Here is a 22,065-nt window from a genome sequence, read left to right on the forward strand (position 1 = left end):
CCATCATCTAATTGGATTCCAATGCCAAAGCGGCACACCAGATCTCGCCACGCGAGCCCTGGGATAAAATTTTCAGCGAACGTCCGCTGTCTTGCGGGCTAATGGTAATGGTCAGGTCGGGCTTTGGCAAAAAGCCTGCACCCTTATCGGGCCACTCGATCAGGCACAAGGCATCATCCTCGAAGTAGTCGCGGATGCCGAGATATTCCAGCTCTTCCGGATCGACCAGTCGATACAGATCAAAATGGAAGGCGCGAATGTCGCCGATCTCGTAGGGCTCCACCAAGGTAAACGTCGGACTTTTTACCGCCCCGACATGCCCCAGCCCGCGAATAATGCCCCGGGACAGCGTGGTTTTCCCCATCCCCAGGTTGCCCTCGAGGAAGATCAGGCCGTGGCCTTCGGTGATACGGGCAATACGCGCGCCAAAGTCGCTCATGGCCTGTTCATCGGCCAGGTACAGGGTTACTTCAGACACGGTGCTTGCTCCTCCAACAACTGACGAATGGCTGGAATCAGATCACTGGCCGCCAGCCCACGGCCCGATTTACCTTGTTGCTCACCGGCATTGGCGTGCAGCCAGACCGCCAGACAGGCCGCGTCGAACGCTTCCATGCCTTGGGCCAACAGTGCGCCGACCAGCCCGGCCAGCACATCGCCCAAACCCGCAGTGGCCATGGCCGGGTGGCCTTGATGACACAGCGCGAGCCGCCCGTCGGGATGGGCGATCAGGCTGCCGGCACCCTTCAAAATCACGACCGCTGTATATTTTTTGCTCAGCGCATGGGCCGCCGCCGGGCGATTGGCTTGCACTTCGGCCGTGCTGGTCCCGAGCAACCGCGCGGCTTCACCCGGATGCGGGGTGATCACGCAATCCTTGGGCAGACTGACACGCTCCGCAGCCAACAGATTCAACGCATCGGCGTCCCATACTTGCGGTAGCGGGGCGTTGGCGGCCGCCGACAGCAGACTGCGCCCCCAGGCAGCTTGCCCCAGGCCAGGCCCGGCGACCAATACGGAAACTTTTTGAAGCAATCCCATCAACTGATTCGCCGACGAAGTGCCCAGCACCATCGTTTCGGGAATCCTGGTCAACACAGCCGAGACGTGTTCACTACGGGTCGCCACCGACACCATACCGGCACCGCTGCGCAGCGCACTTTGCGCACTCAGCAAAATCGCGCCACCGAAACCACGATCACCGCCAATCAGCAACACATGGCCGAACGTGCCTTTGTGGGCCGTCGGCGCCCGGGAAGGCAGGCGCGGCAGGTTGCCGGCCGACAGGCGCCGGGCACTGCTCGGCGTTCCCAGCAGTAGCTGAGGGTCGGCGTGCAAGTCATTGAATACCAGCTCACCCACGACATCCGCGGCATCGCCAGTGAGCATCCCCAATTTCAAACCGATGAACGTGACCGTCAGATCGGCCCGCACTGCGCAACCGAGAATGCGGCCCGTATCGGTGCACAGCCCGGAAGGAATATCCACCGCAGCCACCGGCAGTTCGCTGGCATTGATCGAGGCAATGGCACAAGCGTACGGATCGCGCACATCGCCAGTCAGGCCAGTGCCAAGCAGTGCATCCACCACGATGCCACGCAATTCGGACTGCGCCGCCCAGGACTCAATGGACACCTTTTCGGACACTGCCTCGGCATGGGCCAACGCTGCATCGCCTTGCAAGCGCTGTGGATCGCCGACCGCCAGCACCCGGACTGACCACCCGGCCCGCTGAGCCAGCACCGCCACCAGATAGCCGTCCCCGGCATTGTTGCCGTGACCGGTCAGCACGCTCAGTTCGCTCGCTGTCGGCCACTGGCGCACCAGCGCCCGCCACATCGCCCGGGCCGCACGCTGCATCAATTCGAAGCCCGGAGTACCGGCCGCGATCAGGCTCGCATCGAGCGCTCGCACCTGCGCAGCGCTGTACAGCGCGTCGGGTAATTCATCTTTAGTGTGCGGCATGCGTCTATGGGCTCCGATGTCTGGCAGAATTATACGCACCTCAGCTCCGGTTTCTCTCGCCTCATGCCCGCAATTACCCCAGACCTGCCCGCCCTCGCCCAATCCATCAAGGATTGGGGCCGTGAGCTGGGTTTCCAGCAAGTCGGCATCAGCGGCCTCGACCTGGCCGAGCATGAGCAGCACCTGGAGCGCTGGCTCGCCGCTGGCTACCACGGCGAAATGGACTATATGGGCGCCCACGGCAGCAAACGCTCGCACCCCGAAGAACTGGTGCCCGGCACGTTGCGCGTGGTTTCGCTGCGCATGGACTACCTGGCTGGCGACACCCAAATGGCGAAAGTGCTGGCTCAACCGGAAAAGGCCTACGTCTCGCGTTATGCCCTGGGCCGCGACTATCACAAGCTAATCCGTAAGCGCGTGCAACAATTGGCAGAAAAAATTCAGGCGCAGATCGGTCCGTTTGGCTACCGCGCCTTCGTTGACAGTGCGCCGGTGCTGGAAAAAGCCATCGCCGAACAGGCGGGCCTCGGCTGGATCGGTAAAAACACCCTGGTCTTGAACCGCAAGGCCGGCAGCTATTTTTTCCTCGCCGAACTGTTCGTCGACTTACCGCTGCCGGTGGACCCACCCCACACCACCGAACACTGCGGTCGCTGCAGCGCGTGCCTCGACATCTGCCCGACCAACGCCTTCGTCGGCCCTTACGTGCTCGACGCCCGGCGTTGCATTTCCTACCTGACCATCGAATTGAAAGGTGCCATTCCCGAAGATCTGCGGCCGCTGATCGGTAACCGGGTGTTTGGTTGCGATGACTGCCAGATCGTCTGCCCGTGGAACCGTTTCGCCCGACCGACCGATGAAAGCGATTTCAAGCCACGGCACAACCTGGACAACGCGCAGTTGGCGGATCTGTTCATGTGGGATGAAGAGAAGTTCCTGAGCAGCACCGAAGGTTCGCCGCTGCGCCGGACGGGTTATGAAAACTGGTTGCGCAACCTGGCGGTGGGCTTGGGAAATGCGCCTTCAACGATTCCGGTGCTGGAAGCGCTGAAGGCGCGACGGGACTCTCCGTCGCAGGTGGTTAGAGAGCATGTGGAGTGGGCGCTGAAGCAGCATGCATTGCGTGAAGTTTAGCGCCTGTTGCTCGTCACCCTGCCAGTCCGACTTTTACCATTGAGGATCGTGCCCTCCTATCTGCTTTATGACCACTCTCATTTCAGTTCTGTATTCCAGAAAAAAAACGCGATCGAATCCACCCAGGCGTGCATGGACATGAGCGGGCTCGGAAATCAGCGTCGGGACTTCCTTGGCCTTTTTCGCGGCACTCACGGCAGCCTGGTTTTGCGCCTTGATGTCACTGACAATCCGGTTGTAACCGCTGTAACCCGGATACGGGTCGTAACTGTTGCCCAAATGAGCTCTTGACGACTCATGGGGGCTCATACCGCTCTCTATCCCACTTTTGAAATCAGCAAATTTGCCACGGGCAACATTTCCGGGTTTTCCGTTCGGCGTTAAATCGCTTCCACCAATCTCATCAATCAGTGTCCACCTCTCAGGCCGAGCCGCTTGTGCAGAGGTGGACGGTGCTTGCGAACCCCGACCTGCGCCCTTTGCGCTTTTTGCTGAACTTCGTCCACCGCCAGCAAGGGCCCCAGGTCGATAGCCGAATTGAGAAACTCTGGTAGGGGGAGAAGTGAGTAACTTACTCCCCCACTGGGTGAATGCCTTACTGGCCGCGAGCCCACCTGAGGTGAAAGCGCCCAGCCCGGTCCAGACACTGACCCAGCCCAACACTTCTCCCACGACGGAGGATGGCATCACCTCCGTTGCAACCATGCCGGCGATCCCGGTCAAAGCAGAAACCGTACCCAGTCCAATCCCGAGAATGGCAAGTGGTGTCGCGGCGCCGAAAGTGGCAAAGCTGGCTACTACCCCCACGATAGACAGAGCAATACCCAGAATGCTCTGCCAGGAAAAGTGACCTGTGGGATCGATACGATTGATCGGATCACTCAGGCAATATGCGTAGGGATTCAACCCCCCGGCACCGAAGGGACTCAAGCTGTCCGGACTATGAAAGCGCATCAAGGCTGGACTGTAAGCGCGATATCCATTTCCCAATAGATACAACCCTGTCAGCGGATCAAACGGTTCTGCAACAGGTGTTTTTGCAGTTGAACATCGGCCTTGGCATAAACGCCCGGATCGGGGCTGAGCATTTGTTCGCGAAAAACCTGGATGCGCTGATCGAGTTTGAACCGGCGAATCGTGTCTTCCAGCAAGGCCGGTGGGCGCCGGGCGTGAACGTGCAAATGCCGCAACATGGCGTCGTCGACACCGCTGGCGGCGAGGATGCGGCGTGCCGTCTCGTCGGAAAACTCCGCGACCGAATGGCCCAACCGCCGGAACAATTGCGCGCCCTGCCATTCCATTGGTCGCTCGACCTCATGCGCCCAGGCGCCGGCTCCGTTGTGGGTCAGGCGAGGTCGGTAGGCGTTCGGCCGTTTCGGGTGGCGTACGTGGTAGGCGCCGCTTTCAGGATTGGCAGCTACTTCGTAGGTGCGATTTTCAAGCGTGAGGACAGTCTTGCCGGCGTGGAGCCGAAGACCCAATGCGTCCTGTGCACCTTCCGAAGGTGGCGAGAGGGGTGCTTCGTAAGGTTGTAAATCCGGATTCCACAACCGTGTGCGGCCATCATGAAGCGCCACCGGTTTGAGCCCTTCGACAAATCCTGAAGGTTTGATCGCCAGCATTTTCCCCGCCACAGCTCCCGCCGCTCCGAAGGTCGCCAGTTGAGCCAGATTTTCCGCGATGGCCAGCAGATGATCGGCGGCTTCGGTGACCTGTCCTTCAGCCCAATCGAGAATGCCGGTAAACGTTTCGTCCAGCAGTTGATACGCGGCGTAGGCCAACATCAATTCGCCCATCAAGGGCACAAACGGCATCGCGACCAGACTGGCCACCTGCAGCACGATAGAGGCCACGTTCACAATGCCGTCCCACAGCGCCCAACGCGACTTGCGGTCGGCGTCCGCCGTGGGCACGGCAATGGCGCGAGCATCATTGAGAATCTTGTTGAGGCTCTCCTGATACAACCATTGCCACGGATCACCCTGAATCCTGTGCATATCAAATCGCAGTGCGGGATTGTCCACTCGCGCACGCCGCCAGGCAGGCCGCGGGTCACCAGGTTGCGGTGGATGCCACATCACAACATGCAAATGCTGGTCGAGGGCGGCAAAAAATGAACCGCGATGCTCATGTGCGACAAACCGGGCAAAAAAACGCTGGTAGTCCGTTGAGCGCAATCGCTCCGTCAAAGCTGACTTGAACGCCAGCGTCGACGGATATTCCTTGACCGGGTGCTGCGGATCGTCCGGGATGTATACGACCAACGGCATAACCGTGGAAGCACGCTCAAAATCCCCCGCCAGCACCATGATCCCCGTCAGCCTCGCCTCAAAGATCTGCAACTGGCAGCACTGCGTTGGCCCAGAGCCAGAGTCATCGAGTAACTGCAAAAGCGAGGCCTGGCAATCAGAGCCGATATCCCCTTTCATCCGCGCAAGCAGCACCGCGGCCCTGAATGCATCCTGTTGACTGGTCTTGACCTTGGACGCCAAGACCGCTTTGGCCAAGGCATCCGTAGGCAGCAACAATGTTTCAAGTTGCTGTGCGTATTGGCCGCCGATATCCAGCTCGCGGCACAGGGAAACAAATGCACTGACGCTGATGCGGTCATTAATTGCCAGCACGTTGAAGTGGCCAAGCGTACTGGGCTCATCGATAAAGCAGGACGCGCTATCAAAGTAGTGAGCGCCCGATTCCTTGCTCTCGAAGTTATGCAAGGCCGCATCAAGCAAGGAAAGGGTTTTAGTTTGATAGCCCACGGCGATACCGGTGGGTAGATAGAGCCGCAGGTAAGTTCGGTTGACATCAACCTCAACGCCAAAACGGTTTTTTAGCGCCTGTCGAAGCAATGGGTCGGCAAACCGACGGACATCGCTCAACCGCTCGAACAAGCGATCTACCTTCGCCTGCGAGGACCAACGGGCCTTGACCGCTTGCGCCAGCTCCGCATGAGCCGCCGCAGCGGCGTTTCGGCTCCATTCAGGAATCTTGACCGCAACACGTCGCAACGCCTGGCGCCGGGCTGGCGACGCGTGGGTCAGCCAGCCAGGTATTCTTTCTTCTATGAACTTTTCATGAATTGCCATGGGAATTGCCTATAAGCCGAAGTAAAAAATCAGCTTATAAAAACAACTACTCATCAAGGCACTACATAACTACCGCACGCGCCCTGAAAACAATGACAACGCGACAAGTTTTAATGCTCGTCATTGTAAACAAACTTGGGCATTTCCCAGTGGAAACGGATCGCCAGCAAGCGCAACAGGAAGCCGCCGAACAGTGTGATCAGAATCGCCTGTTCACCCGGCAAGTTCAGGTAAAGACAAAGCATGTAACACCACGCCGCCGCGAACGAGACGCTGGCGTACAGCTCTCGTCGGAAGATCAGCGGGATATCGTTGCAGAAGATATCCCGCAAGATGCCGCCGAACACACCGGTGATCACACCGCTGACTGAGGCGACCAACATGCCATGCCCCATTTCCAGGGCAGTCATGCAGCCGATCAGGGTGAATGCCACCAAGCCAACGGCATCAAGCACCAGAAACAGTGAGCGCAGATGACGCATCCAGCGAGCAGTGAAGACTGTGAACATCGCCGCGATGGTTGTCAGGACCAGGTATTCCGGGTGTTTGACCCAGGTCAGCGGATAGTGACCGAGCAGCACATCGCGTACCGAACCGCCGCCTAACGCCGTGACGCAGGCGATCAACACCACGCCAAACCAGTCCATGCCCCGACGCCCGGCAGACAGGGCGCCGGTCATGGCTTCGGCGGTAATGGCGATCAGGTAGAGCATCAGTAACATGGGGGGCGGTCCTTGCAGAAAAGGCGCGCAGTCTACTCACTTCACCCAAGCACCAAAAGAGGGCGACATCATTTGTAGGAGCCGGCTTGCTGGCGATGGCGTCCTCAATGGCGCCATCGCCAGCAAGCCGGCTCCTACAGATCGGATTCCAGGCTTAGAACTTGATGAAATGCTGGCGGTAATGCTGCAACTCGGCGATCGATTCGCGGATGTCGTCCAGCGCCAGGTGGGTACTGCCCTTCTTGAAGCTGTCACGCACGTCCGGCGCCCAGCGCGCGGCCAGTTCCTTGAGCGTAGACACGTCAAGGTTGCGATAGTGGAAGTAGCTTTCCAGGGATTTCATGTGTGTATAGAGGAAGCGACGGTCCTGGCAGATGCTGTTGCCGCAGATCGGCGACTTGCCCTTGGGCACCCACTTTTCCAGAAAGGCGATGGTTTCCGCTTCGGCTTCGGCCATGCTGATGCGGCTGTCGCGCACTCGCTGGGTCAGGCCCGAGTTACCGTGAGTGCGGGTGTTCCACTCGTCCATGGTGGCCAGCACTGCATCGCTGTGGTGAATGGCGATCACAGGACCTTCGGCCAAGGTGTTCAGGTTACTGTCGGTGACGATAGTGGCCATTTCGATGATGACGTCGGTGTCCGGGTTCAGACCGGTCATTTCCAGGTCGATCCAGATCAGATTCTGCGAATTTTGCATGTGTCGGCTCCTAGGCAATGCTGCGCAGTTTAGCCTAGGCCAGTGCCCGGGCGTGCTAAACTCGCGGCCGTTTTACCTAATCGCTGCATTCTTTATACGGAACACCCATGGCCAAACGCCAACTCAATCGTCGTCAAAACTGGCGCATCGAAAAGATTCAGGGCGAACGCGCTGCCCGCGCCGCCAAACGCGAGTCCTCGGCTGTCGAGGCGCTTGAGGGCGGCGATCTGGGCCCGGAACAGCACGGTCTGGTGATCGCGCACTTCGGTGTGCAGGTCGAAGTCGAGGCTCGCGACGGTGAGCTGGCCGGCCATGTGTTCCGTTGTCACCTGCGTGCCAACCTCCCGGCACTGGTGACCGGTGACCAGGTGGTCTGGCGTGCCGGCAACCAGGGCATCGGCGTGATCGTGGCGCAATTACCGCGTAACACCGAGCTGTGTCGCCCGGACAGCCGTGGTCAGCTCAAGCCGGTGGCGGCCAACGTCGACATGATCGTCATTGTCTTCGCGCCGCTGCCCGAGCCCCATGCCAACCTGATCGACCGCTACCTCGTGGCTGCCGAGCACGCAGGCATCAAGCCGCTGTTGCTGCTGAACAAATTCGACCTGATCGATGAAAACAACGCGCCAGCGCTGAATGCCTTGCTCGCGGTTTACCGCACGCTGGGTTACCCGGTGCTCGAAGTGTCGGCCCACCACGGCAACGGCATGGAGCAATTGCAGAAGCAATTGGACGGTCGCATCAGCGTGTTCGTCGGTCAGTCCGGCGTCGGCAAGTCGTCGCTGGTCAACAGCCTGCTGCCGGAAGTCGAAACCCGCGTCGGTCCGTTGTCCGAGCTGTCCGGCCAGGGCACTCACACCACGACGACCGCGCGCCTGTTCCACTTCCCCGGTGGCGGTGAGCTGATCGACTCCCCGGGTATCCGCGAATTCGGCCTGGGCCACGTCAGCCGCGCCGATGTCGAGGCCGGCTTCATCGAGTTCAACGACCTGCTCGGCACCTGCCGCTTCCGCGACTGCAAGCACGACCGCGAACCCGGTTGCGCCCTGCTCAAGGCCCTGGAAGATGGCCGCGTTCAGCAACAACGGATGAACAGCTACCGCTCGATCATCGCCAGCCTGCCGGAAAACGGCTACTAAACAGCTGCACCCACCGCCCGGAACCTAACCGGGCAGTGGGTCGGCGGTTCTGCTGCAACCTCCCCTCTCCACTGGAACGTCAGACCTTTCTGTAGGCGCCTGCACACCCCCTTGTAGGGCATTTCTCTTTAAGTCCCAGTCCCTTGTGGCTGTCGTCAAATTGCCTAAGTTCAAACCCTCTTCGCACGCCTGCGACATCGAGGGTCACCCATGCAAACCTGTCATTTGTCCAACAGCCACTCGTGGTGGGCGAAGGCATGACGATTCTGACGGCCTGCAAGAAGGATGAACCGGCCATGGAGGGCGCGCACCACGGCGTGTTCACCGGATTGCTGCTCCAGGCCTTGCACGGCGGCGCGGCGAATATTCTGGGCAAGATCACGCCCGGCAGCCTCTATGCATTCGTCGACAACGCCCTCGATGCCTGGGAGCAGCGCCCGGTGTTCAAGACCAACGTCTCGCAGTTCATCTCCCTTCGCGAAGTGTCACCGCTTATCCCCAAGGAAATCCTGCGCAAACTCCCCGAATGGTTTGCCGAAGCGGAGTCGATTTACCCCCTCGCCCCCAGCTTCGAACCCACCGAGCCCGAATTCAATCCGGAGCACGGCGAAGTCTTCTCCCAACTGCAAAAGTGCAACCGCCACAGCCTCGTCGAACCGGTGGATGCCGAACACATGTACTACGCCGCCATCCACTCCACCGGCTGCCGCCTCACCGCGCTCGGTGCCTATTACCGCGAACTCGCCATCAAGGGACATTTCTGATGCCAGTGTTTATCAGCTACCGCCACATGGACCGCGCCTACGCGATCAACATCAACACGCGCCTGATGCAGGCCAACATCAAGACCTACCTCGACGTACTGGATGCCGAATCCCAAACCACCGACGACATCACCGGCGTAATCACCCGCAACATCAGGGAGTGCACACATCTGCTGGCGGTGGTGTCGGAGCAAACGGCACGGTCCTGGTGGGTGCCGTTCGAAATCGGCGAGGCGACCATCACCAACCGACGCATCTGCTCGTTCAAGACCGGCCCGACAGAGCTGCCGCTGTACCTGGACAAATGGCCGAAGCTGACCAGCGACCGGGACATCGAGTTCTTCATCGATGCCTATCGCAACGAGTCGATGCTCAAGCGCTCGATGTCACTGGAATCGATGACCGGCAGTGAGTCGGTGCATAGCGTCAACAGGACGAATGCCGATCGATTCCATACGGATCTCAAGTCCAGAATTATTCGTGGCTTCTGACGTGCAGGTCCATCCTCTTGCCTTGAAAGGCTGGATTTACTCTCGCCCAACATTGTAGGAGCCGGCTTGCTGGCGATGGTCGTTAACGGTAACGCGTGTTGCCTGAATTCACTCGGCGCACTTGAATCCATCGCCAGCAAGCCGGCTCCTACAATGAAGCGACCTCCAAACCAGGACAAAACGCACAAAAAAGCCGACATCGCTGTCGGCTTTTGTGGACTACTGCTTGGGCGGTTCACCCGGCTTCGGTGCCGGATCATCAAACAGGTTCAGACGCTCTCGCACTTCATGAGCCGGTAACGGCTGCTTGTCCGCGGGCAACGCGTTCGGGTCGACGGGCGTGGCCGGCGCTGCGCCTGGGGCAGCCGAACCTTGCGGCGCCTTGGGTGCCGGTTCCGTCCCTTGCGAGCCTTCGATGGCACGCTGGGCTTTCTTGGTCAGCACCACGATGTCGATTCGGCGGTTGACCGGGTTGAACGGATTCTCGCGGTCAAACAACGCCGACGAGGCATAACCGACCACCCGCGCCACCTGCGCATCCGGATAACTGCCCGCGACCAGCGCACGGCGTGCGGCGTTGGCGCGGTTGGCCGACAGTTCCCAGTTACCGAAATCACCGGTCCCGGTGTACGGCTTGGCATCGGTGTGACCGCTGATACTGATTTTGTTCGGCACCGCTTTGATGGTGTCGGCCATGGCCAGCAGGATGTCTTCGAAATACGGTTTCAAGCGAGCGGAGCCAGAGTCGAACATCGGGCGGTTTTCCGCATCCATGATCTGGATACGCAGGCCGTCCTGGGTGATCTCGAACAGGATCTGGTCCTTGAATTTCTGCAGCTGAGGATTCTCTTCGACCTTGTTCTGCAACTCTTGCAGCAACAATTCGAGGCGCTCCCTCTCGACCATTTCGGCCATGCCTTCGACCTGTTCGGCGTCGACGGTGACTTTGTCCGGCTGAGGTTGGGACTTCACCTCGGGGTTGAGGGTGTTTTCCGGCGCCAGGGTCGGCGAGCCCCCCAGGTCGATGATGTACGGCGTGCCGCTTTCGGAAAAGCCGATCGGGTCCTTGAAATAACCGGCGATGGCGATCTTCTGTTCCGGCGTGGCGGTGGACAGCAGCCACAACACCAGGAAGAACGCCATCATCGCCGTGGCAAAGTCGGCGAAGGCGATTTTCCAGGCGCCCCCGTGATGCCCGCCGGCGATGCGCTTGACGCGCTTGATGATTATCGGCTGATTATTTTCCATACAGAGTGCTCTGTCTCACAAATACTGTTCCTTTTTGACGGTGCCTGTTGTCGCCATACGGCGTTGCCGCTCCTCGCCATAGCGGGCTATGACTCGTCGCGGCGCCTTGTCTGGCAACAACAGTCACTCGCCAAAAAAGGAACGTATTTGCGAAACAAAGCACTATCGACCGCGAACCGCTTGTTCCAGCTCGGCGAAGCTTGGACGGTGCGCCGGGTACAGCACCTTGCGCCCGAATTCCACGGCCAGCGATGGCGGCATGCCGGAAGCCGAAGCCACCAGCGAGGCCTTGATGGCTTCGTAGACGTTCAGTTCTTCCTTGGCATCGTGGGCCAGGGAATGGGCCAGCGGACCGAAGAAACCGTAGGCGGCGAGAATACCGAAGAAGGTACCGACCAGGGCCGCACCCACGTGCAGGCCGATGGATTTCTGGTCGCCTTCGCCCAGCGAAGCCATGGTCACCACGATACCCAGTACCGCCGCAACGATACCGAAACCAGGCATGGCGTCGGCGATGCCGTTCACCGCATGGGACGGGTGCTCCAGGTCTTCCTTGAGGCTGTACAACTCCATGTCGAACAGGCCTTCCAGCTCATGGGGCGCCATGTTGCCGGAGGACATGATGCGCAGGTAATCGCAGATGAACGCGGTCATGCGCTCGTCCTTGAGGACCGTTGGGTACTTGGCGAAGATCGGGCTCGCGGCGGCATCTTCGATGTCGCCCTCGATGGCCATCATGCCTTCGCGGCGACTCTTGTTGAGGATCTCGTAGATCAGGCCCAGCACTTCAAGATAGAAGGCGTGGGTGAAACGCGAACTGAACATGCTCAGGGACTTCTTGAGCACGTGCATCGTCATGTAGCCGGGGTTGGCTTGCAGAAATGCGCCGAGGGCTGCACCGCCGATAATCATGACCTCGAAAGGCTGAATCAGGGCGGCAATCTTGCCGTGGGAGAGCACGTATCCGCCGAGCACGCTCGCGAATACGACGATGATGCCGATAATTTTAGCCATAGGTAGGAGATACTTACTGAGTCGGGTTCAAGGTCATATTCGGAAGTTAAAAAATCTCTTCTTCTACTTATCGGCAAAACTGCGCCAGACTATAGCCAGTTCAGGCGAAAAGCCAATTTGACCCACTCCGGGCTTAGGGAATGTTGACGATGATCGCCTTCAATCATGGCTAACGAAACGAACGTTCCAACACCAAAACCGACGACACTTGAAGGCTGGGTCAAGCTTCTCGATGGTGTGCGCCTGCCCGTTCCGCAAGCCAGCCATGACCTTGTGTGCAGGGCCATCAACGATGATCGCCGTTCGCTGCGTGACATTGCCGACCTGATGCAGGACAGCCCGGCCCTGGCCCTGAGCGTGATTCGCGAAGCCAACCGGCATACCCATGGCAGCATGACCGAGCCGGCAGAAAACCTCGAAGTCGCCATCAACCGCCTCGGTTTGAAACGCACCGAAGAACTGCTCGAACGCCTGCCCACTCTGCCGTCATCCGAGATCCCGAAGGCCTTGCGTCAGGTGCAGATGATCAGCCAGCACGCCACGCAACAGGCCAACGGTTTATTTGCCAGTCGCTTGGCGCGGCTGTGGCAGGACATTCATTGGGGCAGCCTGCTGTTTCTGTCACCGCTGTGGCCCTTGGCGCTGACGCATCCTAAGTTGCTTGAGGAATGGGAGCTGCGGGTCATCCACAAAGGTGAGTCGGCGCCCGTCGTCGAGAAGCAATTGTTTGGCGTGCGCCTGCTGGAAATCGGCCAGGCGCTGGTCGAAGTCTGGCGCCTGCCGATCTGGGTCCAGCAGGGCTATCGGCTGTTGCTGACCGAGCAGCGGGAGCTGGTGAAAGTCCTGCGTATCGCCCGTGACAGTGAGCATCCACTGCGCCAGCAAAACCGCCTCGATGACGATCCGACCCTGCGCCGCTGGCTCAATCAGCCGGCCAACACCGTATTGCTGGCCAATGGTCTGGCGCTGTCGGCGCAACACGCCTGGGACAGCCCGCACAGTGAACGCTGGCAATACCTGACCAGTCTCTACCTGCAGATGCCGATGGACGAGGTTCAGCAGCAGCTGCACCAACAGGCCGCCAACAGCGCCCGCCATCACTCGATGCCCGACCTCTGGCATCCCGCCGAATCGCTGATCTGGCCGTGGGGCACGAACCGTGTCCACGCCGGTTTGCTGCCGGCGGCGGCACCCAGCGCCGAAGACCTGGCAAAGTGGCGCAAACAATGCGCCGAACTGCTGGTCGAGCCCAGTCGCTTTACCAATGCCATGCACCTGACCATCGCCGCACGGGACGCCCTGCAGGCTTGCGGCATGCGTCGGGTGATGATCCTGATGGCCGACCGCACCCACGCCAATTTACGGGTCCATCAGACGGCAGGCTTACCAAAAGAAGCGGCCGGACTGAATTTTGTGGTCAGTCAGAGCAACCTGCTGCAACGATTGCTCGCACAGCAGGCCCAAGTGCGCCTGACACCGGTCAACAATGCACAATTTTCAGCCTTATTGCCCAGCAACCTGCGCGCGCATTTCGGCGGTGAACACTTGCTGCTGCGTTCGCTGGTCAATAATGGTCGGGTGATCATGATTGTCGTGGCAGACCAGGGTGGCGGGCCGTTTTCGGAAACCACCGTCCAGGCCTTCGGCAAAACCGCGCAATGCATTGAAAAAGCGCTGCACAGCTTTAGCCACCGTGGCCAATAAGCTGCGTTACAATCCTCCCTTTTGTGCTCTGGAGACCTCACATGTCTGACTTCTCTGGCTTGCCGCTGGTGATCGAACCGAGCGACTTGCTCCCTCGCCTCGACTCCCGCGAACTGATCCTGGTGGACCTGACCAGCAGTGCGCGCTACACCGAAGGGCATATTCCCGGTGCGCGCTTTGTCGACCCCAAGCGTACGCAACTCGGCCAGCCACCCGCGCCGGGCCTGATGCCGCCGCACGCGGCGCTGGAAGCCCTGTTTGGTGAGCTGGGGCACAATCGCGATGCGGTCTACGTTGTTTATGACGACGAAGGCGGCGGTTGGGCCGGGCGGTTTATCTGGCTGCTGGATGTCATCGGCCACAGCAAATACCACTATGTCGACGGTGGCCTGACTGCCTGGCTGGCAGAAGGTTTGCCTATGTCGATCCAGGTCCCGGCACCCGTTGGCGGTCAGGTTGCATTGACCCTGCACGACGAACCCACCGCTACCCGCGAATACCTGCAAAGCCGACTCGGCGCCACCGACCTGGCGATCTGGGACGCACGCGGGCCGCTGGAGTATTCCGGCGAGAAAGTCCTCGCAGCAAAGGGCGGGCACATCCCCGGCGCGGTCAATTTCGAATGGACCGCCGGCATGGATCAGGCACGCCAACTGCGCATCCGCACCGACATGCCGCAGATTCTCGAACAGCTCGGGATCAGCAAAGACAAAGAAGTGATTACCCACTGCCAGACTCACCACCGTTCTGGCTTCACCTATCTGGTGGCCAAGGCTCTCGGTTATCCGCGGGTCAAGGGCTACGCCGGCTCTTGGGGCGAATGGGGCAACCACCCCGACACCCCGGTAGAAATTTAAGATTTTTAAGGACCGTTAATGAACAAGCGTCTGTTTATCCTCAGCCAGTACCTGCTGCCCCACAACTTGCTCTCGCGACTGGCCGGCTGCATCGCCGAATGCCGCGTGCGCTGGTTCAAAAATGCCTTCACTGCATGGTTCGCCAAGCGTTATCAGGTGGACATGTCCCAGGCACTGGTCGAAGACCTGACTGCCTACGAGCACTTCAATGCGTTTTTCACCCGTGCCTTGAAAGACGGTGCGCGCCCACTGGACGAAACACCGGGCGCAATCCTCAGCCCGGCCGATGGCGCCATCAGCCAACTGGGCCCGATCGAACACGGTCGCGTGTTCCAGGCCAAGGGCCACAGCTTCAGCGTGCTGGAACTGCTGGGTGGCGATACCGCCAATGCTGCGCCGTTCATGGGCGGTGATTTCGCGACTATCTACCTGTCGCCGAAGGACTACCATCGCGTGCACATGCCGCTGGCCGGCACCCTGCGCGAGATGGTCTACATCCCTGGCCGCCTGTTCTCGGTCAACCAGACCACGGCTGAAAACGTCCCGGAACTGTTCGCCCGCAACGAGCGCGTGGCGTGCATTTTCGACACCGAGCGCGGGCCGATGGCCGTGGTGCTGGTGGGTGCGATGATCGTTGCCTCGATCGAAACCGTGTGGGCCGGCCTGGTGACGCCGCCGAAGCGCGAGCTGAAAACCTTCCGCTACGACGAAGCCGCCCGCGCGCCGATCCATTTGGAAAAGGGTGCAGAGCTGGGTCGTTTCAAGTTGGGTTCGACCGCTGTCGTACTGTTCGGGCCGGATCAAGTGAAGTGGGCTGAAGACATGACCGCTGGCACTGCGGTGCAGATGGGCCAAGGCATGGGCTCGCCAAAAGCATAAACCCATGCGCTAAACCTGTAGGAGCCGGCTTGCTGGCGATGGGGCCATTGAGGACGCCATCGCCAGCAAGCCGGCTCCTACAGTGGATTTACGTGTTACAGCTGGCCGTCGCGATCGCGGAAGCCCAGCAGATACAGCACGCCATCCAGCCCAAGGGTGGAGATCGCCTGTTTCGCCGACTGCTTGACCAGCGGCTTGGCACGGAACGCCACACCCAACCCGGCAATCGCCAGCATCGGCAGATCGTTCGCACCGTCACCGACCGCAATGGTCTGCTCCAGACGCAACCCTTCCTTGTGTGCCAGTTCTTTCAGCAAATCAGCTTTACGCTGCGCATCGACAATCGGCTCAATGGCGACACCGGTGACTTTGCCGTCGACCACTTCCAGTTCGTTGGCGAACACATAGTCGATCCCCAGCTTGGCCTGCAATTGCTTGGCGAAGTAGGTGAAGCCGCCCGACAAGATCGCTGTTTTGTAACCCAGGCGCTTGAGTTCGGCGAACAGGGTTTCGGCACCTTCGGTCAGGCGCAACGAGGCACCGATAGAGTCGAGCACATTGACGTCCAGCCCTTTGAGCAAGGCCAGGCGCTCTTTGAAGCTGGCGCGGAAGTCCAGTTCACCGGCCATCGCCCGTTCGGTGATTTCCGAGACCTTGTCGCCGACACCTGCCGCTTTGGCCAGTTCATCGATGACTTCGGCTTCGATCAGGGTCGAATCCATGTCGAACACCGCCAGACGACGGTTACGACGGAACAGCGAATCCTCCTGGAAGGCGATGTCGACGTTCAATTCTTGAGCAACGCTGAGGAATTCGGCCCGCAACGCCTGGGGGTCAGCCGCTTCGCCACGCACGGAAAACTCGATGCAGCCCTTGCCCTTGTCGGCCGGCGTGTCCAGCGGCATGCGCCCGGACAGACGATCGATGTGGTCGATGTTCAGGCCATATTTGGCGGTGATCGAACTCACGGCCTGCAACTGACCGGCCGTTACCTTGCGGGTCAACAGGGTCACGATGTGGCGTTTTTTGCCCTGATTGCCGACCCACTGCTGGTAATCCTCTTCGGACACCGGCGTGAAACGCACCTGTTGGTCGAGCTCATAGCCTTTGAACAGGATGTCCTTGAGCACGGACTTGCCTTGTTCGGTGTCGGGAATTTCGACCAGGATGCCGAACGACAAGGTGTCGTGGATCACCGCCTGACCGATGTCGAGAATGTTCACACCACCCTGGGCCAGAACGCCGGTAATGGCCGCAGTCAGACCCGGACGGTCGACTCCCGTGATGTTTATCAGGACGATTTCGCGCAAGGCGCACCCCCGCAGGTGGAAAAAAACCGCATTCTACCCACTTTCAGTGACCATCGGGCACCGTGAGCGCTTTGACGGCCTAGGGCCTGTCGCTATACTGCGCGTCAACTTCACGGACAAAGAGCCGAGCTCAAGTGAACCGGCCTACGCCAGTAAAAACCGATAACTTCTTTCTGCTGATCTTCCGGGCACTGCGCCATCGCCGTGTACCGATTGCATTACGCATTGCCAGCCATAACGTGATCCTGGTCGCCCTGGCCCTGGTCATCTATGCCGGTGTGATGGGTTTGCAGTTCAAGCAGGCCATGCACGAGCAGGCGGATGCGCTGGGCGAAAGCCTGACGACGCAGACGGCCACCTCGGCCACCGAGCTGTTGGTGTCCAATGACATCCTCAGCCTCAACGTGCTGCTCAACAACCTGACCAAGAACAAGCTGGTGGCCCACGCTGCCATCTACAGCATGGATAACCGCATCCTCGCCGAAGCCGGTCAGCGTCCAAAACATGGCCTGCTGGGCGAAGCCGAGGGCATCTACCAGAGCAAGATCACCTTCCAGGACGTGACCGCCGGGCAACTGCGCATCAGCCTGGACATGGATCAGTTCCAGCAGCCGATGACCATCAGCCTGCAAAGCATGGGCATTCTGAGCGCGATCCTGCTGGCCTTGTCCCTGGCCTTGAGCCTGCGCATGGGCCGCTACCTCTCCACGCCACTGCTGCAACTGCGGGTATGGCTGCGCAATATCGATGAACACACCCCGGCCACCGAACGTAATGATGAGATCGGTGACCTGGCGCGCCAGCTGCACGCCAGTTTCGCACCGGAACCCGCCGAGCCGGAACCTGAACCCGAGCTTGATGACAGCGATTACGACGATGCCGAGCCCGAGTTCGAAGTGCGTAACCTGCGCGATCCGAGCTTCGATGAAAGCCGTCCGATGGCCGCGATGAAGGCTGCGCCACGACGCGTTGTCAGCACCGCTGAAGACGATGACGACGATGCCTTTGCCGACTTGCTCGATGATTCGCCAGACAGCGCAGCAAAACCTGTCGCCAAACCCGTGGTATCCAACGTGCCGCAGCACAGCGCCGTACTGGCCGTGCAACTGGGCTCCCAGGAACAACTGCGACGCTTGCCGCGCACTCGACTGGAAGAACTGCTCAAACGCTACCGTGATTGCCTGGACCAGGCCGCTTCGCTGTATCAAGGCGAAGTGCAGACCTTGAACGACGGCAGCACCTTGATGCTGTTCCACACCGAAGACAGCGGCGACGACTACCTGACCAACGCGATCTGCTGCGGCGAACTATTGCGAGCACTGGGCCATCAGTTGCAGATCGAAGTCGCCGACAGCGGCATCACCCTGCAATTGCAATTGGGTTTGACCCTCGGCGACGAACTGTTCGGCCTGAGTCAGATCGACCTGCTGCTGACTGACCCCGCTCAGGATGCACTGGCCCTGTCTCAGCACAGCCGCAACCTGTTGCTGGTTGAGCGCAAGATCAGTGATGACGCGCTGATCCGCCAGCGTGCACGGATCCGCCCGATTGCCAGCCCTGAAGGCGCTTGCTGCGTGGAGCGCTTGATGGAGCCTTACCCGTCGATGCTGGAGCGGCAACTGGCGCGGATGCATGAGCGTCGGGCGTAAGCCGCAGGAGCTGCCGAAGGCTGCGATTTAGCCTTTAAACATTGAAGCCCGCAGATGAGCGATCGTCTGCGGGCTTTTTGTTGCCTGTGCCGGCCTCATCGCTGGCAAGCCAGCTCCTGCAGGTGTACGCATTCCTCGTAGGAGCTGGCTTGTCAGCGATGAGGCCAGGACAGGCACTAGAACGCTCCATCCCGCAGAAACAACAAAGCCCGCACAAGGCGGGCTTTGGTTTGACTCGATCCAATCTTAGAAGCGGAACACTTCCATATCGGTCCGGATCGGCGAAGCCATCGGGATTTTCGGCTGTTTTTCCTGCCCTGCTGCTGGCGTAGCAGGCTTGGCGGCTGCTTTACGCGGCGCTTCGGCGATCGGTGGCTGGTTGGCCAGCGGCTTGAGCGCCGTCGACAGCTGTTCGGCCAGTTTCTGCAACAACACACCCTGAGCGTGAACCTGTGCCGCCGTGGTACCGGCGTGCTGTTCCTGCAGATGAATGATGCGGTTGTCACGCACCTGTCCACGTCGGTCGATCAGGCGCCATTGCGCATCAAGGATCGCCGGCTGCTTTTCACCCGAGTCCAGGCGCGTGATGGTCAGCAATACTTGAACATCCGGGGTGAAGCCAGCGGTTGCCGGGGCCAACACCACGCGTTGGCTGTCCAGATTACCGGCGACCCGACGCAATAACAGCTGATCGATGTCCGAAGACAGGCTGCCCGCCCAACGACCGTCGGTCGCGGCTTGCAGGCTGCCATCAGGCTGACGCTGCAACAGGGTTTCGCGTTGCAGATAGTCGGCCACGGTGACCGGGCCCAACAAAACAGCCATGCCTGCGCTTTGCGCAGGCTGAACCGGACTTCCGCTGTCCAGTTGATACAGCGACACCGGCTGGTGAACGCTGCAGCCCGTCAGGCCAAAAAAGCCGGCGAGCATCAGAAAAAAAGGAAGGCGCAGAGCAGTCATCGTCCCATCCAGGTGATCGCCACAAGGCTGATCACAGTGAAAATACTCAATAAATATGAAGAACGCGCGGCCACGCCGGCGCTTGAAAGGGCATATCATCCGTGAATATGCGCTCCGACTCCAGCGCGAAAGCGCCGATCTACGCGTTAAATCGTAGACCTGGCGCTCTAGGACGCTTAATTGAGGTTTTCGACGAGCAGCGCATCTACCCTCTGGAAGCCCCGCGGCAGCTTGTTACCCCGACGCCCACGCTCACCTTTGTAGTGTTCGAGGTCGTCCGCCTTCAAGGACAAGGTACGTTTCCCGGCCTGCAACACCAGCGTTGCACCGTCCGGGATCACGGCGATGTCCGTCACATACTCTTCGCGACTGGCCACGCGCTCACCGGAAATCCCGATGATCTTGTTGCCTTTGCCCTTACCTAATTGTGGCAGGTCGCTGATCTTGAAGATCAGCAGGCGACCTTCGGTCGTCACCGAGGCGAGCCAGTTCTGCTCGCGGTCGGCCACCGGACGCGGCAGGATCACTTTGGCGTTGTTCGGCAGGCTCAACAGCGCCTTGCCCGCCTTGTTCTTGGCTTGCAGGTCTTCACCCTTGACCACGAAACCGTAACCGGCGTCGGATGCGATCACGTACAGCGCATCGTCCTCGGGCATCAACACGCACTCGAACGTCGCACCTGGCGGCGGCGTCAAGCGACCGGTCAGCGGTTCGCCCTGGCCACGGGCCGACGGCAAGGTGTGCGCGGCCACCGAATAACTGCGCCCGGTGGAGTCGATAAACACCGCAAACTGGTTGGAACGCCCGGCCGCCAGGGCCTTGAAGCCGTCCCCTGCCTTGTAGGAAAGCCCGGTGGCGTCGATTTCATGCCCTTTGGCAGAGCGAATCCAGCCTTTTTCCGACAGCACGACGGTGACTTTTTCGTTCGGCAGCAGATCGTGCTCGGTCAGGGCCTTGGCCTCTGTACGCTCGACGATAGGCGAACGACGGTCATCGCCGTAGGTTTCAGCGTCCTTGATCAGCTCGCTACGCACCAGTTTCTTCAGTTTGGCTTCGCTGCTCAGCAGGGCTTGCAGCTTGGCTTGTTCCTTGAGCAGTTCATCCTGTTCGGCGCGCAGCTTCATTTCTTCCAGTCGCGCCAACTGACGCAGACGGGTGTCGAGGATGTAGTCGGCCTGGATTTCGCTCAGGGCGAAACGCGCGATCAGCGCAGCTTTCGGATGCTCCTCGGTACGAATGATGTGAATCACTTCATCCAGGTTGAGGTAAGCGATCAACAAGCCGTCCAACAGGTGCAGACGACGCTCGACCTTGTCGAGGCGGAATTGCAGGCGACGACGAACGGTCTGAACCCGGAATTCCAGCCATTCGACCAGCAACGCACGCAGGTTTTTCAGCTGCGGCTTGCCATCCAGGCCGATGATGTTGACGTTGACCCGGTAGCTCGACTCCAGCTCGGTGCTGGCGAACAGGTGCTGCATCAGCGCGTCGTGGTCAAAATTCTTGCGGGCGCCCGGAATGATCACGATCCGGCATGGGTTCTCGTGGTCGGATTCGTCGCGCAGGTCGGCGATTTGCGGGGCCTTGGACGGCTTGGCCTGCATCATTGCCGCGATCTGTTCCAGCACCTTGGCGCCCGAAACCTGATGCGGTAGCGCGGTAACGATGATGTCGCCGTCTTCGATGTGATACACGGCGCGCATGCGGACCGAGCCCTTGCCGGTTTCATACATTTTCAGCAGATCGGCGCGCGGGGTGATGATTTCCGCTTCGGTCGGGTAATCCGGGCCCTGAATGTGTTCACAGAGCTGTTCGACCGTGGCTTTTGGCTCATCGAGCAAACGCACGCACGCCGTGGCGACTTCGCGCAGATTGTGTGGCGGCACGTCGGTGGCCATGCCCACGGCGATACCGGTGGTGCCGTTGAGCAGGATATTCGGCAAACGTGCCGGCAACACCAATGGCTCGTCGAGCGTACCGTCGAAGTTCGGCCCCCAGTCCGCCGTGCCCTGGCCCAACTCGCTGAGCAGCACTTCGGAATAGCGCGACAGCCGCGCTTCGGTGTAACGCATGGCGGCGAAAGACTTGGGATCGTCCGGCGCACCCCAGTTACCCTGGCCGTCGACCAGCGTGTAGCGGTAGCTGAACGGCTGGGCCATCAGCACCATCGCTTCGTAGCAGGCCGAGTCGCCGTGGGGGTGAAACTTGCCGAGCACGTCACCGACGGTACGCGCCGATTTCTTGTGCTTGGAATCAGCGTCCAGCCCCAACTCGCTCATCGCATAAATGATGCGGCGCTGTACCGGTTTCAGGCCGTCGCCGATATGCGGCAAGGCTCGGTCCATGATCACGTACATGGAGTAGTTGAGGTAGGCATTTTCGGTGAAGTCAGCCAGTGACCGGCGTTCTACACCGTCCAGGCTGAGATCAAGGGAGTCGCTCATGC

At 60.0% G+C, this 22,065-nt stretch carries 18 protein-coding genes and 2 pseudogenes; 8 read left to right on the top strand and 12 right to left on the bottom strand.

What is annotated here, in order from left to right; all coding sequences use genetic code 11:
• Nucleotides 1–7: 7 nt before the first annotated feature.
• The gene (tsaE, locus tag CKW19_RS02190) at nt 8–478 is read right to left on the bottom strand and encodes a tRNA (adenosine(37)-N6)-threonylcarbamoyltransferase complex ATPase subunit type 1 TsaE (RefSeq protein ID WP_095056372.1); all 471 of its coding nucleotides are present in this window, start codon (nt 476–478) and stop codon (nt 8–10) included.
• Complete coding sequence (locus CKW19_RS02195; RefSeq protein ID WP_095056373.1) at nt 466–1,965, bottom strand: NAD(P)H-hydrate dehydratase; 1,500 nt, start codon at nt 1,963–1,965, stop codon at nt 466–468. The genes tsaE and CKW19_RS02195 overlap by 13 nt, the downstream gene beginning before the upstream one ends.
• A 63-nt stretch (nt 1,966–2,028) precedes the next feature.
• Between CKW19_RS02195 and queG the strand changes: the two genes are divergently transcribed.
• Nucleotides 2,029–3,099, top strand: coding sequence for a tRNA epoxyqueuosine(34) reductase QueG (gene queG, locus CKW19_RS02200; protein ID WP_095056512.1), 1,071 nt, complete (start codon nt 2,029–2,031; stop codon nt 3,097–3,099).
• Between the two features lie 33 nt (nt 3,100–3,132).
• Here the strand turns inward: queG and CKW19_RS02205 are convergent, their stop codons facing one another.
• The 5 genes and pseudogenes from CKW19_RS02205 to orn all read right to left on the bottom strand — a co-directional run bounded on the left by CKW19_RS02205 (nt 3,133) and on the right by orn (nt 7,604).
• Nucleotides 3,133–4,005 (bottom strand): hypothetical protein, encoded by an 873-nt coding sequence (locus CKW19_RS02205; RefSeq protein ID WP_256580290.1) that lies wholly within the window; start codon nt 4,003–4,005, stop codon nt 3,133–3,135.
• Nucleotides 4,006–4,098 (bottom strand): annotated as a pseudogene (locus CKW19_RS28965) (hypothetical protein); the annotation flags it as partial. It abuts the gene before it with no gap.
• A 5-nt stretch (nt 4,099–4,103) separates the two neighbouring features.
• Nucleotides 4,104–6,185 carry a dermonecrotic toxin domain-containing protein gene (locus tag CKW19_RS28970; RefSeq protein ID WP_256580286.1) on the bottom strand — a complete coding sequence of 694 codons (2,082 nt, stop codon included), beginning with the start codon at nt 6,183–6,185 and terminating at the stop codon, nt 4,104–4,106.
• 110 nt (nt 6,186–6,295) lie between these two features.
• Nucleotides 6,296–6,907, bottom strand: coding sequence for a trimeric intracellular cation channel family protein (locus CKW19_RS02210; RefSeq protein ID WP_095056375.1), 612 nt, complete (start codon nt 6,905–6,907; stop codon nt 6,296–6,298).
• 154 nt (nt 6,908–7,061) lie between these two features.
• Nucleotides 7,062–7,604 (bottom strand): oligoribonuclease, encoded by a 543-nt coding sequence (gene orn / locus CKW19_RS02215; RefSeq protein ID WP_095056376.1) that lies wholly within the window; start codon nt 7,602–7,604, stop codon nt 7,062–7,064.
• A 107-nt stretch (nt 7,605–7,711) separates the two neighbouring features.
• Between orn and rsgA the strand changes: the two genes are divergently transcribed.
• From rsgA to CKW19_RS02230, 3 genes and pseudogenes are all read left to right on the top strand, one after another.
• Nucleotides 7,712–8,743 (top strand): small ribosomal subunit biogenesis GTPase RsgA, encoded by a 1,032-nt coding sequence (gene rsgA, locus CKW19_RS02220; protein WP_095056377.1) that lies wholly within the window; start codon nt 7,712–7,714, stop codon nt 8,741–8,743.
• 242 nt (nt 8,744–8,985) lie between these two features.
• Nucleotides 8,986–9,507: pseudogene (locus CKW19_RS02225) on the top strand (caspase family protein); the annotation flags it as partial.
• Entirely contained in the window at nt 9,507–9,998 is a 492-nt protein-coding gene (locus CKW19_RS02230) for a toll/interleukin-1 receptor domain-containing protein (protein WP_095056378.1), read from the top strand. The pseudogene CKW19_RS02225 and the gene CKW19_RS02230, both read left to right, overlap by 1 nt.
• Before the next feature lie 219 nt (nt 9,999–10,217).
• Here the strand turns inward: CKW19_RS02230 and motB are convergent, their stop codons facing one another.
• Both motB and motA read right to left on the bottom strand, forming a co-directional pair.
• Nucleotides 10,218–11,246: a flagellar motor protein MotB gene (gene motB, locus CKW19_RS02240; protein WP_095056380.1), complete on the bottom strand. Its 1,029-nt coding sequence runs from the start codon at nt 11,244–11,246 to the stop codon at nt 10,218–10,220.
• 162 nt (nt 11,247–11,408) lie between these two features.
• A complete protein-coding gene (motA, locus tag CKW19_RS02250) occupies nt 11,409–12,260 on the bottom strand; it encodes a flagellar motor stator protein MotA (protein WP_095056381.1) in 852 nt (283 codons plus the stop codon).
• A 165-nt stretch (nt 12,261–12,425) separates the two neighbouring features.
• Between motA and CKW19_RS02255 the strand changes: the two genes are divergently transcribed.
• Genes CKW19_RS02255 through asd form a run of 3 tightly spaced genes read left to right on the top strand, consistent with a single transcriptional unit; the run spans nt 12,426 to nt 15,700 of the window.
• Nucleotides 12,426–13,964: an HDOD domain-containing protein gene (locus CKW19_RS02255; protein ID WP_095056382.1), complete on the top strand. Its 1,539-nt coding sequence runs from the start codon at nt 12,426–12,428 to the stop codon at nt 13,962–13,964.
• 41 nt (nt 13,965–14,005) lie between these two features.
• Nucleotides 14,006–14,821 carry a rhodanese-like domain-containing protein gene (locus CKW19_RS02260; protein WP_095056383.1) on the top strand — a complete coding sequence of 272 codons (816 nt, stop codon included), beginning with the start codon at nt 14,006–14,008 and terminating at the stop codon, nt 14,819–14,821.
• An 18-nt stretch (nt 14,822–14,839) separates the two neighbouring features.
• Nucleotides 14,840–15,700: an archaetidylserine decarboxylase gene (gene asd, locus CKW19_RS02265; protein WP_095056384.1), complete on the top strand. Its 861-nt coding sequence runs from the start codon at nt 14,840–14,842 to the stop codon at nt 15,698–15,700.
• Nucleotides 15,701–15,795: 95 nt separating this feature from the next.
• Here the strand turns inward: asd and serB are convergent, their stop codons facing one another.
• Entirely contained in the window at nt 15,796–17,010 is a 1,215-nt protein-coding gene (gene serB, locus CKW19_RS02270; protein ID WP_095056385.1) for a phosphoserine phosphatase SerB, read from the bottom strand.
• A gap of 134 nt (nt 17,011–17,144) precedes the next feature.
• On the opposite strand from serB, the gene CKW19_RS02275 reads away from it, so the two are divergent.
• Entirely contained in the window at nt 17,145–18,659 is a 1,515-nt protein-coding gene (locus tag CKW19_RS02275; RefSeq protein WP_095056386.1) for an AhpA/YtjB family protein, read from the top strand.
• Between the two features lie 246 nt (nt 18,660–18,905).
• On the opposite strand, the gene CKW19_RS02280 is transcribed toward CKW19_RS02275, so the two are convergent.
• Together CKW19_RS02280 and parC are read right to left on the bottom strand one after the other, a co-directional pair.
• Nucleotides 18,906–19,619 carry a membrane integrity-associated transporter subunit PqiC gene (locus CKW19_RS02280; RefSeq protein WP_095056387.1) on the bottom strand — a complete coding sequence of 238 codons (714 nt, stop codon included), beginning with the start codon at nt 19,617–19,619 and terminating at the stop codon, nt 18,906–18,908.
• A gap of 176 nt (nt 19,620–19,795) precedes the next feature.
• Nucleotides 19,796–22,063 (bottom strand): DNA topoisomerase IV subunit A, encoded by a 2,268-nt coding sequence (gene parC / locus CKW19_RS02285; RefSeq protein ID WP_095056388.1) that lies wholly within the window; start codon nt 22,061–22,063, stop codon nt 19,796–19,798.
• Between the last annotated feature and the right edge of the window lie 2 nt (nt 22,064–22,065).

Origin of the sequence: Pseudomonas sp. Irchel s3f7 (genome assembly GCF_900187615.1) — a bacterium.
Taxonomy (GTDB): domain Bacteria; phylum Pseudomonadota; class Gammaproteobacteria; order Pseudomonadales; family Pseudomonadaceae; genus Aquipseudomonas.

What these genes read in the sequence shown, in the direction of transcription:
- CKW19_RS02195 (WP_095056373.1), bottom strand. Translation starts at nt 1,965, where the DNA reads ATGCCGCACACTAAAGATGAATTACCCGACGCGCTGTACAGCGCTGCG.
- queG (WP_095056512.1), top strand. Translation starts at nt 2,029, where the DNA reads ATGCCCGCAATTACCCCAGACCTGCCCGCCCTCGCCCAATCCATCAAG.
- CKW19_RS28970 (WP_256580286.1), bottom strand. Translation starts at nt 6,185, where the DNA reads ATGGCAATTCATGAAAAGTTCATAGAAGAAAGAATACCTGGCTGGCTG.
- CKW19_RS02210 (WP_095056375.1), bottom strand. Translation starts at nt 6,907, where the DNA reads ATGTTACTGATGCTCTACCTGATCGCCATTACCGCCGAAGCCATGACC.
- orn (WP_095056376.1), bottom strand. Translation starts at nt 7,604, where the DNA reads ATGCAAAATTCGCAGAATCTGATCTGGATCGACCTGGAAATGACCGGT.
- rsgA (WP_095056377.1), top strand. Translation starts at nt 7,712, where the DNA reads ATGGCCAAACGCCAACTCAATCGTCGTCAAAACTGGCGCATCGAAAAG.
- CKW19_RS02230 (WP_095056378.1), top strand. Translation starts at nt 9,507, where the DNA reads ATGCCAGTGTTTATCAGCTACCGCCACATGGACCGCGCCTACGCGATC.
- motB (WP_095056380.1), bottom strand. Translation starts at nt 11,246, where the DNA reads ATGGAAAATAATCAGCCGATAATCATCAAGCGCGTCAAGCGCATCGCC.
- motA (WP_095056381.1), bottom strand. Translation starts at nt 12,260, where the DNA reads ATGGCTAAAATTATCGGCATCATCGTCGTATTCGCGAGCGTGCTCGGC.
- CKW19_RS02255 (WP_095056382.1), top strand. Translation starts at nt 12,426, where the DNA reads ATGGCTAACGAAACGAACGTTCCAACACCAAAACCGACGACACTTGAA.
- CKW19_RS02260 (WP_095056383.1), top strand. Translation starts at nt 14,006, where the DNA reads ATGTCTGACTTCTCTGGCTTGCCGCTGGTGATCGAACCGAGCGACTTG.
- asd (WP_095056384.1), top strand. Translation starts at nt 14,840, where the DNA reads ATGAACAAGCGTCTGTTTATCCTCAGCCAGTACCTGCTGCCCCACAAC.
- CKW19_RS02280 (WP_095056387.1), bottom strand. Translation starts at nt 19,619, where the DNA reads ATGACTGCTCTGCGCCTTCCTTTTTTTCTGATGCTCGCCGGCTTTTTT.
- parC (WP_095056388.1), bottom strand. Translation starts at nt 22,063, where the DNA reads ATGAGCGACTCCCTTGATCTCAGCCTGGACGGTGTAGAACGCCGGTCA.